At 64.0% G+C, this 16,606-nt stretch carries 15 protein-coding genes; 1 reads left to right on the top strand and 14 read right to left on the bottom strand.

Going from position 1 to position 16,606, the window contains the following annotated elements; all coding sequences use genetic code 11:
- Nucleotides 1–14: 14 nt before the first annotated feature.
- The 14 genes from lpxB to NDB2M4_RS09555 form a co-directional block, all read right to left on the bottom strand.
- Entirely contained in the window at nucleotides 15–1,265 is a 1,251-nt protein-coding gene (gene lpxB, locus NDB2M4_RS09490; protein ID WP_083556105.1) for a lipid-A-disaccharide synthase, read from the bottom strand.
- Complete coding sequence (lpxI, locus tag NDB2M4_RS09495) at nucleotides 1,262–2,566, bottom strand: LpxI family protein (protein WP_072373827.1); 1,305 nt, start codon at nucleotides 2,564–2,566, stop codon at nucleotides 1,262–1,264. The genes lpxB and lpxI overlap by 4 nt, the downstream gene beginning before the upstream one ends.
- A gap of 3 nt (nucleotides 2,567–2,569) precedes the next feature.
- Nucleotides 2,570–3,376, bottom strand: coding sequence for an acyl-ACP--UDP-N-acetylglucosamine O-acyltransferase (gene lpxA, locus NDB2M4_RS09500; RefSeq protein ID WP_072373830.1), 807 nt, complete (start codon nucleotides 3,374–3,376; stop codon nucleotides 2,570–2,572).
- Nucleotides 3,369–3,890: a 3-hydroxyacyl-ACP dehydratase FabZ gene (fabZ, locus tag NDB2M4_RS09505; protein WP_072373833.1), complete on the bottom strand. Its 522-nt coding sequence runs from the start codon at nucleotides 3,888–3,890 to the stop codon at nucleotides 3,369–3,371. The genes lpxA and fabZ overlap by 8 nt, the downstream gene beginning before the upstream one ends.
- Before the next feature lie 52 nt (nucleotides 3,891–3,942).
- Nucleotides 3,943–4,986: a UDP-3-O-(3-hydroxymyristoyl)glucosamine N-acyltransferase gene (gene lpxD, locus NDB2M4_RS09510; protein ID WP_072373836.1), complete on the bottom strand. Its 1,044-nt coding sequence runs from the start codon at nucleotides 4,984–4,986 to the stop codon at nucleotides 3,943–3,945.
- A 110-nt stretch (nucleotides 4,987–5,096) separates the two neighbouring features.
- Nucleotides 5,097–7,481, bottom strand: a complete 2,385-nt coding sequence (bamA, locus tag NDB2M4_RS09515) for an outer membrane protein assembly factor BamA (protein WP_244536117.1) — start codon at nucleotides 7,479–7,481, stop codon at nucleotides 5,097–5,099.
- A 235-nt stretch (nucleotides 7,482–7,716) separates the two neighbouring features.
- The gene (rseP, locus tag NDB2M4_RS09520; protein ID WP_072373841.1) at nucleotides 7,717–8,877 is read right to left on the bottom strand and encodes an RIP metalloprotease RseP; all 1,161 of its coding nucleotides are present in this window, start codon (nucleotides 8,875–8,877) and stop codon (nucleotides 7,717–7,719) included.
- A gap of 145 nt (nucleotides 8,878–9,022) precedes the next feature.
- Nucleotides 9,023–10,234 (bottom strand): 1-deoxy-D-xylulose-5-phosphate reductoisomerase, encoded by a 1,212-nt coding sequence (dxr, locus tag NDB2M4_RS09525; protein WP_072373844.1) that lies wholly within the window; start codon nucleotides 10,232–10,234, stop codon nucleotides 9,023–9,025.
- Between the two features lie 22 nt (nucleotides 10,235–10,256).
- The gene (locus NDB2M4_RS09530) at nucleotides 10,257–11,117 is read right to left on the bottom strand and encodes a phosphatidate cytidylyltransferase (RefSeq protein ID WP_083556107.1); all 861 of its coding nucleotides are present in this window, start codon (nucleotides 11,115–11,117) and stop codon (nucleotides 10,257–10,259) included.
- 8 nt (nucleotides 11,118–11,125) lie between these two features.
- Complete coding sequence (locus NDB2M4_RS09535) at nucleotides 11,126–11,884, bottom strand: isoprenyl transferase (RefSeq protein ID WP_072373847.1); 759 nt, start codon at nucleotides 11,882–11,884, stop codon at nucleotides 11,126–11,128.
- Nucleotides 11,885–11,950: 66 nt separating this feature from the next.
- The gene (gene frr / locus NDB2M4_RS09540) at nucleotides 11,951–12,514 is read right to left on the bottom strand and encodes a ribosome recycling factor (RefSeq protein WP_072373850.1); all 564 of its coding nucleotides are present in this window, start codon (nucleotides 12,512–12,514) and stop codon (nucleotides 11,951–11,953) included.
- A 104-nt stretch (nucleotides 12,515–12,618) separates the two neighbouring features.
- A complete protein-coding gene (gene pyrH / locus NDB2M4_RS09545) occupies nucleotides 12,619–13,365 on the bottom strand; it encodes a UMP kinase (protein WP_072374965.1) in 747 nt (248 codons plus the stop codon).
- 159 nt (nucleotides 13,366–13,524) lie between these two features.
- On the bottom strand, nucleotides 13,525–14,454 hold the full coding sequence (tsf, locus tag NDB2M4_RS09550; RefSeq protein WP_072373853.1) for a translation elongation factor Ts: 930 nt from the start codon (nucleotides 14,452–14,454) through the stop codon (nucleotides 13,525–13,527).
- Between the two features lie 96 nt (nucleotides 14,455–14,550).
- Complete coding sequence (locus tag NDB2M4_RS09555) at nucleotides 14,551–15,537, bottom strand: 30S ribosomal protein S2 (RefSeq protein WP_072373856.1); 987 nt, start codon at nucleotides 15,535–15,537, stop codon at nucleotides 14,551–14,553.
- Nucleotides 15,538–15,750: 213 nt separating this feature from the next.
- On the opposite strand from NDB2M4_RS09555, the gene NDB2M4_RS09560 reads away from it, so the two are divergent.
- On the top strand, nucleotides 15,751–16,530 hold the full coding sequence (locus NDB2M4_RS09560) for an RMD1 family protein (protein WP_072373859.1): 780 nt from the start codon (nucleotides 15,751–15,753) through the stop codon (nucleotides 16,528–16,530).
- The last annotated feature ends 76 nt before the right edge of the window (nucleotides 16,531–16,606 follow it).

Raw genomic sequence — 16,606 nt, forward strand, 5'->3', positions numbered from 1 at the left:
AAGCGGCCGGTGGCTCATCGCCCCGGCCGCAATCCGTTCACGGCATAGTCCAGCACGATGTTCGCCGCTTCCGCGCTCGGCGAGGAGCCCTCGATCAGCATCTTGTGTGGGATGCGTGCAAGTGCCGTCACCTGCGCCTGCCGCTCCGGCGTCTCGCGCAGCAACAGCTCCAGCGCATCCGCAAGCTTCACCGGCGTGCAGTCTTCCTGCAGCAATTCCGGAAAAGCGTTCTCGCCCAGCACGAGATTGGCGAGCACGACGGATTGCACGTTGAGCAGAAACCGCAGCTGCGCCGCGATCCCATCGACCTTGTAGGCAACCACCATCGGCGTGCCCGCCAGCGCCAGTTCCAACGTCACCGTGCCCGACGCCGCCAGCGCCGCATGCGCGAGCCGGAAAGCGGCGAACTTGTCTTCTTCGCCTTCCACCAGATGCGGCGTCACCGTCCATGACTGCATGTGCCGCTCGACGAGCGGGCGCACATGCGGCACCACCGGAATGATCACCTGCGGACGCACCCTGCGCTGCTGCAACAGCTCCAGCGCCTCGCCGAAAGGCTGCATCAGCCGCGTCACCTCGGACGCGCGGCTGCCCGGCAGCACCACGAGCGTCAGCCGGCCCGGATCGAGTTGCAGCCGCTCCGCCAGCCCGGCTGCGTCCACCGCATGCATCCAATCGACCTTCTCGATCAGTGGATGCCCCACGTACGTGCACGGCGGCCCGCCAAGCCGCTGATGCGCCGCCGGCTCGAACGGCAGCAGCCCCATCACATGATCAACGTAAGGCCGCATCTTGCGCGCCCGCCCTGGCCGCCATGCCCACACGCTCGGCGAGACATAATCGATGATCGGGATCGACGGCGCCCTCTTGCGTATGCGCTTGGCGATCGGATGCGTGAACTCGGGCGCATCGATGATCACGACGGCATCGGGCTCCGCTGCTACCGCCGCATCGACCGTGCGATGCACGCGCGAGATGATGCGCGGCAATCGCGGCAAGATCGACAGCGGCCCCATCACCGCCACATCGGACAAAGGAAACTGCGAAGCGAGTCCCGCTGCTTCCATCTGCTCGCCGCCGACACCCAGATAATGGATGCGCCCCTTGCAGCGCGCATTCAGCGCATGCATCAGCTTTCCGCCGAGCGCATCACCCGAGTGCTCGCCCGCGACGAGAAAAATGCGCAGGTCGTCGCGCCCGCCCGTGGGGCCGCCTTTTCCTGACGTCGGGGCGCGCGCAGCTGCAGCGCGATCAGTAAGGCTCATGACGCACTATCCTGCCGCGGCGCGGCGATGAGAAACAGTTTGTGGCGCTCGGCCGTCTCGATCCCGTGCGCCAGATCGATCATTGAGCAGCCGGCAACCGCAACGCCGGCCATATGCGCCGCCGCCGCCGCCGTCAGCACTGAAACGATATCGGCGGCAACCACGCTGCTAACCACAACCATAGCCGAACGCTTGCTCCACCGCCGTCGTCCCCACTGCCTCAGATTGCCCGCACGCGCGATGAGTGCAGCAACGCCTTCGTCACTCTCGATCGCCAGAACATGCCCGCGATCTATGACAGTGCCACCGCTGTGGCACAGCGGCGCCAGGGCATCCAACAGCTCGGCGCCACGCACCGCGTCCTCAAGCTGCACGGCTGTCGGTCGAACAATACCCACCGTCGAAAAATGCCAGCGCGAGGACCTCGCCAAACCCGGCGCAACATCGCCGGCTCTCCTGTCAGCGGCCCCAACGACGAACATTCCTTCGGCATCCGCACTGCGAATGAGTTCCGCGCGCTCTAGCGACAGCGCACCACCCGCGAGCACCGCAATCCCCGAAAGCCCGGCGGCTGCAGCAGCCGAAACGCTGCGCGGCCCAATCGCCGGCATGTCGACGCGCATCTCCTGCCCCGGCTTCGGCCGCTTGACGAGCACCCCCGTGCGCAGAGAGACATCGCGTCCCGCCGATATTCGCTGCAGACCGAGCCGCGCCAACATCGCATCGGTGTTCTCGGCGCCCTCGATGGCTTCGACGCGCCCATCCGCCACCACCACGGCCTGTCCCACATCGAACGGCCCTAAGGCGCGCACCAAGGCAAAGCCCAGGTCGATGTCGCGCTGATCGCTGGCGCTCGCCGCGTGCGCACCGAGCGCCCCCTCGCCCACCACCAGGGACGGCGCCACCTGCGCCGGCGAGACGACCTTGAACCCCTTGCCTTCGAAGAAGCGGACCACGCGCGTCAGCACGCTGTCGTCGCCGCCCGAAGTCACGATGCGCACGATCGCTGGCAGATTGAGGAAGAAACCCAAGTCAGGGCGGATTCGCGTCAGATCAGGCCGACGCACCGCGCCCGCGATCACCACCTCGGTCGTACCGGCATTGCGCAGCGCGCGCAGCAGCGCACCGAACTGCGCCCATCCAACGTGCGTAACTGGAATGCCGGCCAGATCGCGGTCGAACTCGCCGTCGATGGCAACGACGTGCACCGCCGCACCGCTCGCCCGCACATGCTCCGCAACCTCGCGCGGCAGACTGCCTCCGCCCGCTACGATGCCGACCACGCGCGGCGGCCCTGCCATGATCTAGGCCTCGGTCGCTTCTTTCGGCGTGCACAAGGAGCGCTTTCCGCCGACGCGGATGAACGCGATGATCTCCTGCACGATTGGGTGATCGGCGAACTCCTGCGCCACGTCCGCGGTGCGCTCCGCCAAAGTCCCCTCGGCAGCAAAAAGCGCGCGATAGGCCCGCCGCAGATCGTGGATGTTGTCTCGCGAGAACCCTCGCCGCTGCAGCCCCACGATGTTGAGCCCGGAAAGATGCGCGCGGTTGCCAAGCGCCATGCCGTACGGGATGAGATCGTTCTCGAGCCCCGACATGCCGCCGAGGAACGAGTGCGCCCCGACGCGCGCAAACTGGATCACCGCCGCGCCGCCACCGATGATCGCGAAGTCGCCCACGGCGCAATGCCCAGCCAGCATCACGTTGTTGGAGAACACGACGTTGTTGCCGACGTGGCAGTCGTGCCCGACGTGCGAATTGGCCAGGAACGCGCAGCGGTCGCCAACCGTCGTCGTCATGCCGCCGCCTTCGGTGCCGGGGTTCATCGTCACCCCTTCGCGGATCAGGCAGTCGGCGCCAATCGATAGCGTCGAAGCTTCGCCGTGAAACTTGAGGTCCTGCGGCTGATGCCCGATCGAAGCGAACGGAAAAATCTTTGTACGCTCACCGATCGTCGTGCGGCCGGCAACGACCACATGGCTCATCAGCTCGACTCCGTCGCAGAGCGTGACGTCCGCCCCGACGACGCAATAGGGCCCGATCTTGACGCCGTCGCCGATTTTGGCGCCGGCCTCGATCACAGCAGTGGGATGGGCAGTCATCTCACCCATTTTTCGTCGATGCGCTGGCTGCGAAGGCGCGGGCCTCTGCGGTGTCGGCGAGCATGGCGCTCACTTCCGCCTCGGCCACCGTCTTGCCGTCGACTTTCGCATCGCCGAAGAAGCGCCACACGCGCCCGCGGTTACGGATCTTGCGCACGTGATAGTGGATCTGATCGCCCGGCAGCACCGGCTTGCGGAACTTCGCGCGGTCGATGCTCATGAAGTAGACGAGTTCGGCCACATAATCCTCGCCCAGGCTGTGCACGCACAGAGCACCCGCCGTCTGCGCCAGACCCTCGATGATCAGCACGCCCGGCATCACCGGGTACTGCGGGAAGTGACCCTGAAAGAACGGCTCGTTGATGGTCACGTTCTTGACGCCGACGCAGCTCCTGTCGCCATCCATGTCGTAGATGCGGTCGAGCATCAGGAACGGATAGCGGTGCGGCAGCAGGCTTAGCACCCGCGCGATATCCGCGGTCGCAAGCGCCGTCGTTGCTTTGGCTTCGCCCATATCGTTCATTTCTTCGACCCTCTAACCCTTCGGCGCCGTGCGCGCCGGACACATACCCGCTTTAACCTTCGTCGGCACCGTCCTTCTCGCCGCGCTTTACCGCGCGGGCAAGAAAGGCAATCTCGCGCCCCCACTGCGTGAGGGACCTGGCCGGCGTTCCGCCGACCCGGGCACGCGCTGGCACATCCTTGGACGGGTGGCTAGCACCGGCGACCTGCGCTCCCGAACCGATCTTGATGTGACCGACCGATCCGGACTGGCCGCCCATGACGACGAAATCGCCCAGCTCCGTGGAGCCGGAGATACCAACTTGGGCAACAATCACGCAATGCCGCCCGATGACGACGTTGTGCCCGATCTGCACCAAATTATCAATTTTGCTGCCTTCTCCTATGATGGTGTCCTTAAGAGCCCCCCGGTCGATCGTCGAATTGGCGCCGATTTCCACGTCATCCTGGATCAACACCCGGCCAATTTGCGGCACTTTGAAATGCCCGCTGGGGCCCATGGCAAAGCCGAAGCCGTCCTGACCGATCCGCGCACCGGCATGGATAATGACCCGGTCACCAATAAGTGTATGCACCACCGTCGCCAGCGAGCCGACGTAGCTGTCCCGACCGATACAAACCCGGTAACCGATCACAGCTCCGGCGCATATGCGCGTCCCCCGGCCGATCCTGGCTTCTGGACCGATAACCGCGCCGGCCTCGACGACCACCCCTTCTTCGAGTTCGGCGGTTGGATCGACCCCGTGTCGCGCCCCCAGAGCCCCCTGCGAGAAGCGTGAATCCGGATAGAACAGCGCTAGCGCCCGCGCAAAGCCGCGGTAGGGATCGGCCGTCACGAGCCGCGCCGTCGTATCGGGCACCCGCGACTCGAACGCTGACGTCACCAAGCACGCGCCCGCATGCGTCGCCTTCAGCTGATCGGCGTACTTCCGGTTATTGAAGAATGAGATTTCGCGCGCCCCAGCGTCCGTCAGCGTGCGCACGTCTTGGATCAGGCTGGCAGGGTCGGCCCCTCGGCCAAGTTCCGCTGCTGTCGCCTTGGCAATTTCCGCCAGCGAGAACGGCCCAACCCGATTGAAAAATCCGGGATGTTCCATGCCTTACGCCGCCTTCGCGGCGCCTCCTCCAATATGTGACGCTTCTCCTGCGCGGAGCCGCTGCTCCGCGCTACGCCACAGGAGGCGTTCTTACCCCGAATGGGCGACGATTAGAACTTCGTCGCCGCACCGAAGCGGAAGAACTGCTCGTCGTCGTAAGTTTCTTTGCTGAGAACCTTGGCAAAGTCCATGCGGATCGGACCAACCGGCGAGGCCCACATGATCGAGGCACCGACCGACGAGCGGATCGCCGAGCTATCCGCGGTACAGACCGCGTTCCACACTCCGGCGCTGTTCTGATACGCGCTGCCGCAGCCCTCTGCAAACGAGCCGGTGTTAGCTCCCCACAAAGAACCAGCATCCGCGAACACCGCACCCGAAATTCCAAGGTCATCCGGAATGAACGGAATGGGGAAGCGGACTTCCGCGGTGGTCGCCCAGTAGTACTGACCACCCAGAGCGTCGCCAGTGTTCAAGTCGCGAGGGCCGTAACCCGCTCGATCGAAACCACGAACCGTCTCACCACCCTTGAAGTACATGTCGATCAAGCGCAGCTGCTCGCCACCCCATGAATTGATGGAGCCGCCAATCGCACGTGCAACGAAGGTGATGTTGTCGGTGATCGGATAGTAGCCGCGCGCTTCGGCAGCGAAGCTGACGTACTGCACATCGCCACCAAGACCGGCAAAGTCGCTGCCTACCTGGAACCAGAGTCCCTTGGTCGGATTACGCGGATCGTTGCGCAGATCGTAGGTGATCGTCGCACCCATCAGTGAGGTGTAAGACGCGCCCTGCATACCTGCCTCGCGGATCGCGAGCGAGGAGTAGTCACTGACGTCCGTAATCTCGTCACGCGATGCCGTGTAGTTCGTCTGCATCCACAGCTTCTCGGACAGCGGGAAGCCGAGGCGCAGCGTGCCGCCGTAACGCGAGCTCTGATACGAACCAGTACCAGACGTACCGCCGCTCCAGCTGCTGCTCGAACCGGTATTCGTCGTCTTCGCGAATATGTCGAAACCAGCCGCCATGTTGCGATCGAGGAAGCGCGGCTCGGTGAAGCTCAGGTTGACCTGCAGGCGCTGCAGAGATCCCGAGACGCCCAGGCGCAGGAACTGGCCGTTGCCCATCAGGTTACGCTCGGTGATCGACACGTCACCGATCACACCTTCAGACGTCGAGTAACCGGCACCGAACGAAAGCTCACCCGTCGACTGCTCGACAACCTCGACATCAAGGATCACGCGGTCCTGGTTGCTGCCGGGACGACGCTTCACGTCGACGTTCTTGAACAGACCGAGGTTGGTCAGGCGCTTCTTGGCCTGGTCTACCATGAGCGGATTGTAGGCGTCGCCCTCGGCCACCTTGAACTCGCGGCGCAGCACATAATCCTTGGTGCGCGTGTTGCCGGAGATGTTGATGCGCTCGACGTAGACGCGCGGGCCTTCCTCGATCACGTAGTTGAGCGAGATCCGGCGCGCCACCGGGTCGGGCGTCGCTTGCGGACGCACGCGGGCGAACGCAAAGCCGTCCTGGGACACCGCGGCGGTCACTGCCTCCACCGACTTGTCGATCAAGCCGGCATTGTAGGTATCGCCGCTTTCGGTCAGCACCTTGCCCTTGAACTTAGCGCCATCGATCGCCGAAACCGTGCTCTCGATGTTGATGTCGCCGAAGGTGTACTGCTCGCCTTCCTCGATCGAGTAGGTGAGGAAGAAGCCCGAGCCATCGCGGTCAAGCTCGGCATTGGCTGCCGTCACCTGCACGTCGGCATAGCCGTTCTTCAGGTAGTACTGGCGCAGCAGCTCGCGGTCGAGGCTCATGCGATCGGGATCGTAGATCGCAGTACCCTTGAGGAAGTCGAACCAGCCCTTTTCCGTCGTCGAGATGACGTCGCGCAGCTGAGTGTCGGAAAACGCCTTGTTGCCGACGAAGTGAATGCCTTTGACCTTCGTCGCGCTGCCTTCAGCGATTTCGAACACCAGGTTCACGCGGTCCTGCTCGAGCTCGATGATCTTCGGCTCGACGGTCGCGGCGTAGCGGCCCTGGCGGCGGTAGACGTCGAGGATGCGCTGCACGTCCTGCTGGACACGAGCACGGGTGAAGACCGAGCGCGGCTTCATCTGCACTTCGTTGCGCAGAGTGTCCGTGTCGACTTCGCTGTTACCCTCGAAGGCCACCTGGTTGATGACCGGGTTCTCGACGACGGTGACGATGATGTCCGCGCCCGAGCGATCGATGCGCACGTCGGAGAACAGACCCGTTGCGAACAGCGCCTTGATCGACCCGTCCACCTTGGCGGGATCGTAAGTGCTGCCGACCGAGAATTGCAGATACGAACGAACCGTCTCCGGTTCGACGCGTTTGTTGCCTGACACCTCAATGGCGCGAATAGGCGCGCTTTGGGCCAGGGCAGACGTAGAGGACAGCGCGCCACCGACGCAGGTGATCCCCGAGGAGACGATCGCCAGAATGAACGCGAGGCGACAGACTCTCACCGTAATGGCTCGAACCAGAGGCATTCGTGGACATGCCCTCATTATTGCCGAACTCCCCCTCGGTTTACGGACCCCGTCGGCTTCGGAGCACCGGACCGCATGACTAACACGCGCGCATCGGAAACTGACCCAAACGGTCTGATTCTTCTTGTGAGCGCACTCCCCTGTGTAAATTCCTTCTTAACGATTCAGAAGGGGTCGCGGAAGTGGCAAGATTACGTCACTGAACGCCATTTCAACCTGCACCGGTCCATCCGCGCCACACCCGCAATAAATCGTTCAAATTCACATAGACCATGAGCATCAGAACCAGCGCGACACCGATCTGGAATCCGATCTCCTGCATGCGTCGGCTGAGCGGTCGGCGCATCACGCCTTCGATGGCGTAATAAACAAGATGTCCACCGTCTAGCACCGGGATCGGCAGCAAATTCAGGAAGCCGATGTTCGCCGAGATGAAGGCGATCCAGCGCAGCAGGGGCTCCAGTCCGCCCTCGGCCACCTTCGCCGTGACCTGGGCCATCAGGATCGGGCCGCCCATTTGGTCGGCCGCCTGCCGCTGCGTCACAATGTCTGCAATGCCCTGCACCGTGTGCACAATGTTGGTGTAGGTCTCGCGCACCCCGAGCCGCATCGCCTCGATCGCGCTGACAGGCTTGGCCTCGTTATACCCCGAGACGCTCGATGGCGTGACGCCGATCAAGCCGCGCTTGAAGGTCCCGCCGAAGGTATCCGGCTGCTCGCGCACCTCCGGCGTCACCGTCAGGTCGAGCTTTTCGCTGCCGCGCTCGACGCCGATCTTCAGCGGCTTACCCCCACTGATCCCGACGATGCGCTGAATGTCCTCGAACCCTTCGACCGTCCAGCCGTCGATGCTCTTGATCACGTCGCCCGGCTTGATCCCGGCCATCGCCGCCGGCATGCCTTCCTTCACCTCGCCAACCACAGGCGCAATGGTTCGCACGCCGTAGGCCATGTTGACGCCGGCATAAACCATTGTCGCCAATATGAAATTGGCCATTGGCCCGGCGGCGACCACAGCCGCGCGCTGCCACAGGGGTTTCGTCTGGAAGGCGCCCGAGCGTTCCGATACCGACAGCTTCTCCAGCCGGTCGGCAGATGGCTGGCTCGCCGCGTTCTCGTCATCGACGAACTTCACGTAGCCGCCGAGGGGGATCCAGGCGAAGCGCCAGCGCGTCCCCTTACGGTCGTTGAACCCGAAAATCTCCCGGCCGAAACCAATCGAGAACGTGCTCACAGACACGCCGCACCAGCGCGCCACGATGAAGTGGCCGAACTCGTGCACGAAGACCACGATCGTCAGCACCACCAGGAACTGAACGATGGTGATCAGCACCCCGGACATCGAGGCAGCGGCATTGGCCAGCGTGAGCATGGATCTCCTATCATTTCTCGGCCCCGCGAAGACAGCGCCCCGAGGGGGTGGCAGATCCCGCGAATCTCGGAATGGTACGCGGGAAAAACGGCGATTTCGGTCCTCATCCCCAACGGAATTCCCGGGATAAGCACCAAAGGTTTAGCTACACATAGCGAACCAGCACATCGCGTGCCAGTCGTCGCCCCTCGGCGTCTGCGGCGAGCACCTCGCCCAGAGCGCCCGCGGTAATGATGGCGCCGCGCGCGTCGGCCGCTTCCAGCGTCTCCGCAACCACCCGGACGATATCGAGAAATCCTATTTGGCGGGTCAAAAACGCCTCGACGGCCACCTCGTTGGCAGCACTCAGGATTGCGGGCGCCGTGCCGCCGCGAAGCAACGCATCGCGAGCAATGGTTAACGCCGGAAACCTCTTCTCGTCCGGCGGCTCGAAGGTCAGCGTGCCCACCGCCGCCAGGTCAAGCCGCTGCGTCGGCGCACTCATGCGCCGCGGCCAGGACAGAGCGAGTGCGATCGGGGTGCGCATGTCCGGAAAAGCCATCTGCGCCAGCACCGACCCGTCCGTATAGCTGACGAGGCAGTGCACGATGGACTGCGGATGCACCACCGTCCCGAGCTGCTGCGCCGATACCGGAAACAGATGGTAGGCCTCGATCAGCTCCAGCCCCTTGTTCATCAAGGTGGCCGAATCGATGGTGATCTTCGCGCCCATCGACCAGTTCGGATGCCGCAGCGCCTGTTCCGGCGTTGCGCGCTCCAGTTCGTCGCTGTTCCAGGTACGGAACGGCCCGCCCGACGCCGTCAGCACGATGCGCTCGATGCTCTCAGGCGCCGCACCCGCCAGCGCCTGCAGCGCCGCCGAGTGCTCAGAATCGACCGGCAGCAGCTCGGCTTTAGCGTCCGCCACCGCCGACATGAACACATCGCCTGCCGAGACGAGGCACTCCTTGTTGGCGAGCGCCACCCGTCGCCCCTGCCGAACTGCCTCGAACGTCGGCTCCAGGCCCGCCGCCCCGACAATCGCCGCCATCACGCAATCGGCACGCTCCGCAGCAGCCGCCGTGACCGCCTCCGGTCCTGCCGCGGTGCGGATGCCCGTGCCCGCCAGCGCCTCGCGCAGCTCCCCGTGCTTCGAAGCATCGCCGATCACCGCAAGCCGGGCCCGCGTCCGCCGCGCCGCCGAAGCGAGGTCCGCGACGTTGCTCTGCGCGGTGAGAGCCACGATCTCGAAGGCCGCGCTGTTGCGCTCCACCAGATCGAGCGTGCTTTTCCCTATCGAGCCCGTGGCCCCCAGGATCGTCAGCGTGCGCGGTCCCGCCACTGGCACCTGCTCCCGGCCAGTGGCTGCTTCTGTCATGCCTTTGCGCCGGGGATGCACGTCAGAATCCGAACAGCAGTGCGCGCGCCGGCGCATGTGGATCGATGGCCAGCGCCATCAGCCCGCTGACGACTGCAACCGCAACAATGCTGTCCATGCGGTCCATAAAGCCACCATGGCCTGGGATCAGCTCGCTGGCGTCCTTGAGGTGGAAATGGCGTTTGAGGGCCGACTCCGCCAGATCACCCGCCTGAGCAACCAACGCCAGCGCCAGACCTAACAGCACCAGCCGCACCGCACCTGCCTCGGGCTCGAGCATTGAGAATACGACCCCCGAGATTGCGCCCGCACAAAGTGCGCCGATCAGCCCCGCCCACGTCTTGTTAGGCGAGACCGCGGGCCACAACTTCGGTCCGCCAATCGTTCTTCCCGCCGCATAGGCCGCTATGTCCGACGACCACACCACGGCGAAGATGAACAGCACTGCGGTGAACCCGAACGGCTCGTCGCTGCGGATCCACAGCAGCGCCAATGCCGGCAATCCGACGTAGAACACACCAAGCGCCGACAATCGCGCGCCATGTCCGAAATACAGCGGGATCAGCGTAATCGCCGCCACCAGCAGCACCGCAAGGCCCAGCGCCGCATATCCGGCCCCCGCCAGAACGATCGCCCCAGCCACCGCGATGGCATGCACGAAGAATCCCAGATCGAATGAAACGCCGCGTATCAGCCGCCCCCACTCCCAGCTGATCACCACAGCACACACAAGGAGGAGGAAGGCGAACGCCATCGGTCCCCAATAGGCGAGGCCAAAGGCGACCGCAGCGAGCACGCTTCCGGAAATCAGCCTCAGCTTCAGGTTGCTCGACAGCCGGGGCATGCTGGCGCTCTCCTCCGACGCTATCGTATCGTCAGGCATCGACTGCCTCACACGACCGAGCGCTTGGAACGGCCACCGAAACGCCGCTCGCGCGCCCGGTAACGTGCAATCGCTTCCTCGAGCAGCTCGCGTCCGAAATCGGGCCAGAAAGCATCGAGGAACACGAACTCCGTGTAGGCGCACTGCCATAGCAGAAAATTGGAGATCCGCAGCTCTCCGCTGGTCCGCACCAGAAGGTCCGGATCGGGGATACCGGCCGTATCCAGCGCCGCCCCCAGCGTGTCCACGTTGATCTCAGACGGCTGCATGGTTCCGGCGAGGACACGCTCGGCGAGCAAGCGGGCAGCCTTGGCTATCTCGGCACGCGCCCCGTAGTTGAAGGCAATGATCAACGTGATCGCCTTGTTGTCACGCGTCAGCTCCACCGCCTCGTCGATCAGCGCCATGAGTTCGGGATCGACATTGCCCCGCTCGCCGATGACAAGGATCTTCACACCATTATGGTGCAGCTCGGCCAAGTCACGCCTGATGAAACGCTTCATCAAGCCCATCAGGTCGTCGATCTCGTCCGCGGGGCGCGACCAGTTCTCCGATGAGAAGCTGTAAAGCGTCAGGTAGGGGATGCCGAGCTCGATCGAAGCGCGCACCGTACGCCGGACAGCCTCGACACCGTTGCGATGGCCAACCGCCCGCGGCAAGCCGTGTTTGGTAGCCCAACGGCCATTGCCATCCATGATAATGGCGACATGGCGCGGCATCGAAGCATCGCGCGGCGAAAGTGCTGGCTTGGAGTCTGCTTCCGTCACCGGCAATTGGTTTCCAACATCTCGGGGAACCCTAGGATAACGGCAATACCACTTTGATCAAAGCCTTCAAACCTTATGGATCTCGGCTTCCTTGGCCGAAAGCGTCTCGTCGATCTCCTTGATCAGACGGTCCGTCAGCTCCTGCACCTTCGCCGACGACTTATGGTGGTCATCCTGGCTGATCTTGCCGTCCTTCTCCAGCTTCTTGAGAAGATCCATGCCCTCACGGCGCACGTTGCGCACGGCGACGCGGCCATGCTCGGCGTACTTGTGGGCGAGCTTGGCGAGCTCGTTGCGCCGATCAGCCGTCAGCGCCGGAATGGGTAGGCGCAGCAGCGTACCATCGACGACCGGATTGAGGCCGATGTTCGACTCCCGGATCGCCTTGTCGACCGCCGAGACGTTGCTCTTGTCCCAGACCTGCACCGAGATCGTGCGCGGCTCCGGCACCGAGACCGTCGCGACCTGGTTGAGCGGCATGCGCGAGCCATAGACGAGCACCTGGATCGGATCGAGCAGATGCGCGCTGGCGCGTCCCGTGCGCAACCCCGACAACTCGCGCTTCAGCGCATCGAGCGAAGCGCGCATGCGCTTCTCCAGATCGTTGAGGTCAAAGGAACCGGTCGACATGGGTTTCTCCTTGGGCGGCCGTGTTGGAAGCTTTTAGCGGCTCCACTGCCGGCCGATTGGGGTCAAGATTCTTCCGCAGCGCGCAGTAGCCCCTGCGCCGCCGCTCATTCGATGACGGTTGCCCGCCCGTCGCCGCGCAGAACCTTGAGAAGGTTGCCCGGCTCTTCGATAGAAAAGACAATTACCGGAAGTGCGTTGTCGCGAGCAAGCGCGATCGCGGCACCATCCATCACCTTGAGATCACGCGCTAAAACCTCGGCATATCCGAGCCGGTCATACCGGAGCGCGTTAGGGTTCTTGCGCGGATCGCTGTCATAGACGCCATCCACCTGGGTCGCCTTCGCAACGGCCTGACAGTCCATCTCGATGGCGCGCAGCGTCGCGGCCGTATCCGTGGTGAAGAACGGATTTCCCGTCCCGGCAGCGAAAATCACCACCCGGCCGGCGTTCATGTGATGTAGAGCCTTGGGCCGCACATAGCTCTCGCACACCGTCGGCATGGGAATGGCGGACAGTACGCGAGCGTCAACGTTGGAATTCTTGAGCGCGTTCTCCAGAGCCAGCGCGTTCATCACCGTCGCCAGCATGCCCATGTAGTCGGCGGTGGCCCGCTCCATCCCCTTGGCTGCGCCCGCGAGGCCCCGGAAGATATTTCCCCCGCCTACGACGACCGCGATCTCCGCACCCGCCGCCAAAGCCTCAGCGATATCCCGCGAGAGCCGCTCACAAACGGCCATATCGATGCCGAAGGCGCCCTGCCCCATCAGCGCTTCGCCAGAAAGCTTCAGGAGTAGCCGCTTATAGACGAGCGGTTGGCTCTCCGCTCCCCCGGCTGCTGCATGAGCTGCCATGACTGCCTCCTCGTTATCGCGGCGCAGCTGGTCGCCGTTGCCGGCTGATGATCGCACCTAGCTAGCGCACCCGGAGCGGATTCGCCTAGGGCCGATCCGCACCCAGTCGCAAAAGAGCGCGCCCTCGGCGAGGACGCGCCCTTGAAAAGTTTCGTGTTATCAGCCTGCTGTGCCGGCGGCAGCAGCGACTTCGGCGGCGAAGTCGTCTTCCTTCTTCTCGATGCCTTCGCCGAGCGCATAGCGCACGTAGCCGACGAGCTTGATCGGACCGCCGACCTTGCCTTCCGAATCCTTCACAGCCTGAGCCACGCTCTTCGAGGGATCGTGGATATAGGACTGCTCCAGCAAGCAATTGTCCTTGCCGTAGCTCTTCATGCCGGAAGCGACGATCTTCTCGATCACCTGCGGTGGCTTGCCCTGGTTCTTGTCGGCGAGGATCGCCTTCTCACGTTCCAGCGTCTCGGCCGGAACGCCCTCTAGGTTGAGAGCAACCGGGTTCGTCGCGGCAACGTGCATGGCGATCTGGCGCGCGAGGGCAGCCAGCTCATCGGCGTTCTTGCCCGGCGACTCCAGCGCGACCAGCACGCCGATCTTGCCCAGACCCGGCGCCACCTGGCTGTGCACGTACGAGCCGACGACGCCCTCCGGCACTTCGAGCTTCGCCGTGCGGCGCACGCTCATGTTCTCGCCGATGGTGGCGATCAGTTCCTTCACCTGGTCTTCGACCGAGATCGACTTGCCGGGGAACGTGGCAGCCAGCAGCTCTTCGACGCTGCCGTTGGCTTCCTTGGCGAGCGCGGTGACCTTGGTCACCAGATCCTGGAACTGCTCGTTGCGGGCAACGAAGTCCGTCTCCGAGTTGACCTCGACGACAGCACCCGACTTCCCGTCGGCTGAGATGCCGACCAGGCCCTCGGCGGCGACGCGGCCGGCCTTCTTGGCAGCTTTGGAAAGGCCCTTCTTGCGCAGCCAGTCGATGGCCGCCTCGATGTCGCCCTTCACCTCGGTGAGAGCGGCTTTACAGTCCATCATGCCGGCGCCGGTCTTCTCGCGCAGCTCTTTGACGAGGTTTGCGGTAATCGTCGTCATTGATCAGCTCATTAGCTTGGCGGGCGCCCATCGCTCAAAGCATGGCGCCCGCGGGTTGGCACAATGGTGAAGCGGCCGCACATGGCGGCCGTTTCGTCAGGCAGCGGCCGATTCGACCAGCTTCTTCGCCTGCTCGGACCACTTCTCGGTCTCGATCTGGCCCTTCAGCTTCAGCTTCCGGTCCAGCGCACCGGTCTGCTCCGGATCGAGGTCGGCAAGCTGCCAATAGTGGAAGACGCCAGCGTCGTTGAGGCGCTGCTCAAGCTTCGGCGAGATGCCGGTGATGCGCTTGAGGTCGTCCGGTTCGCCGCGCGGAGCTTCGATACCGCGGAACGCTGCCGGCAGATCCTCGGCCGGAGGCGCTTCCGAAGCACCGACGTCGATACCAGCCGAGGACTGGCTGCGCTCCAGGCCGTCGAGAGCGGCGCGGGCGATCAGGTCGCAATAGAGCGTGATGGCACGGCCGGCGTCATCGTTGCCCGGAACCGGGAAGTCGATGCCGTCCGGATCGCAGTTCGTGTCCACGATGGCGACGATCGGAATACCCAGCTTCTTGGCTTCCTGGATGGCGATGCTTTCCTTGTTCGTGTCGATCACGAACAGAAGGTCAGGCGTGCCGCCCATGTCCTTGATGCCGCCCAGAGCCTGATTGAGCTTGTCGCGCTCACGCGTCAGGTTGAGGATTTCCTTCTTCGTGCGGCCATGCGGCTCGGCGAGAATGTCGTCGAGCTGGCGCAGGCGGCGGATCGACTGCGAAATCGTCTTCCAGTTCGTCAGCGTGCCACCGAACCAGCGGTGGTTGATGAAGTACTGGGCGCTGCGCTTGGCGGCTTCGGCGATCGAGTCGGAGGCCTGGCGCTTCGTGGCGACGAACAGAACGCGGCCGCCGTGGGCGACGGTGTCGGAGATCTTCAGCAGCGCCTGATGCAGCATCGGCGTCGTCTGCGTCAGGTCGATGATGTGAATGTTGTTGCGGGCGCCGTAGATGAAGGGCGCCATCTTGGGGTTCCAGCGGTGCGACTGGTGACCGAAGTGCACGCCAGCTTCCAAAAGCTGACGCATATTGAACGCAGGAAGCGTCATGGGTAGTCCTTTTTCCGGTTGATCCTCCGCGAACCTTAGAAGAGCGCCCCCTTAGCCAAGGGGTGCTCCACCGGAGCGCCGAACGGGGCTTTCAATCCGCTCTGACGACGAAGTCCGCGTGTGAGATGGGCGCGCTTATAGAGTGTACACTCCGAAATGACAAGCTTACCCCCGCGTAGCGTCGGTTAACGCCCGCAGGTTCCGGAAAGTCGCATGAGCAACAAAGTCATAAACGTACGCGCGCTGCAACTTGGTGAGCGCATCGACCTCAAGGGCCTCGAGCGCGACGACGCCTTCTCGACCACCCCCCTGGCCTTCCGCACCAGCGGCGAAGGCATCGCCGTCCTGTTCAAATCCGGCGCCGCCGTCTTCATCGGCATGAACCCCGTGGACGAGGAGCAGCTGATCCGCGGCCTCGACGACCGCATCATCGCCCCCCTGCTGGAGCGCGAGACCGAGACCTTGCGCCTCGTCGTGAAGCCCGAGGAGGACGGCCTCCTGACGCTCGCCGGCGACTTGCAGATCAAATCCGCTGATCCAGATCGGCTCCTGCTCGTCGCCGAGGCGATGGCAATGACTGTCGCCTTCGCCTATGACGAGCGCCGCCTCGCTGCCGCCTTCGAGCGCATCGACGAGGTTGCCCAGTCGCTGAAGCAGCGCCTCTTGCCCCGCGAGCCCCAGGGCTCACTGCTCGAGCAGATCGGCGAGGCCCTGTTGTTGCAGCAGCGGCTCGCCGCCCGCGTCGACCTCGACGACAAGCCCGACGTGTTGTGGGACCACCCCGAACTGGAGCGCTTCTGGGCCCGCCTCGTCGACGAGTACGATCTGCCCCAGCGCGGACGCGCCATCTCGCGCAAGCTGGAGGTGATCCGCGGCACAGCCGACACCTTGACCGACCTCTTCGCGACGCGCACCTCTCACCGCCTCGAGTGGTACATCATCGCGCTGATCGCCGTTGAGATCGCCCTCACCCTCTACGACCGCTTCGTGTAGGCGCAGGGCGCCCCGCGGCCTGTGGGGCGGCCATTAGCTTGCGCGGCGGATGCCGCACACCAAGCCTCTCCAAGCC

Source organism: Hyphomicrobium sp. NDB2Meth4, assembly GCF_900117445.1.
In the GTDB taxonomy this organism is placed as follows: domain Bacteria; phylum Pseudomonadota; class Alphaproteobacteria; order Rhizobiales; family Hyphomicrobiaceae; genus Hyphomicrobium_A.

Excerpts from the sequence above, each read along its gene's own strand:
- lpxB (WP_083556105.1), bottom strand. The coding sequence starts at position 1,265 with ATGAGCCTTACTGATCGCGCTGCAGCTGCGCGCGCCCCGACGTCAGGA.
- lpxI (WP_072373827.1), bottom strand. The coding sequence starts at position 2,566 with ATGGCAGGGCCGCCGCGCGTGGTCGGCATCGTAGCGGGCGGAGGCAGT.
- lpxA (WP_072373830.1), bottom strand. The coding sequence starts at position 3,376 with ATGGGTGAGATGACTGCCCATCCCACTGCTGTGATCGAGGCCGGCGCC.
- fabZ (WP_072373833.1), bottom strand. The coding sequence starts at position 3,890 with ATGAACGATATGGGCGAAGCCAAAGCAACGACGGCGCTTGCGACCGCG.
- lpxD (WP_072373836.1), bottom strand. The coding sequence starts at position 4,986 with ATGGAACATCCCGGATTTTTCAATCGGGTTGGGCCGTTCTCGCTGGCG.
- rseP (WP_072373841.1), bottom strand. The coding sequence starts at position 8,877 with ATGCTCACGCTGGCCAATGCCGCTGCCTCGATGTCCGGGGTGCTGATC.
- dxr (WP_072373844.1), bottom strand. The coding sequence starts at position 10,234 with ATGACAGAAGCAGCCACTGGCCGGGAGCAGGTGCCAGTGGCGGGACCG.
- NDB2M4_RS09530 (WP_083556107.1), bottom strand. The coding sequence starts at position 11,117 with ATGCCTGACGATACGATAGCGTCGGAGGAGAGCGCCAGCATGCCCCGG.
- frr (WP_072373850.1), bottom strand. The coding sequence starts at position 12,514 with ATGTCGACCGGTTCCTTTGACCTCAACGATCTGGAGAAGCGCATGCGC.
- pyrH (WP_072374965.1), bottom strand. The coding sequence starts at position 13,365 with ATGGCAGCTCATGCAGCAGCCGGGGGAGCGGAGAGCCAACCGCTCGTC.
- tsf (WP_072373853.1), bottom strand. The coding sequence starts at position 14,454 with ATGACGACGATTACCGCAAACCTCGTCAAAGAGCTGCGCGAGAAGACC.
- NDB2M4_RS09555 (WP_072373856.1), bottom strand. The coding sequence starts at position 15,537 with ATGACGCTTCCTGCGTTCAATATGCGTCAGCTTTTGGAAGCTGGCGTG.
- NDB2M4_RS09560 (WP_072373859.1), top strand. The coding sequence starts at position 15,751 with ATGAGCAACAAAGTCATAAACGTACGCGCGCTGCAACTTGGTGAGCGC.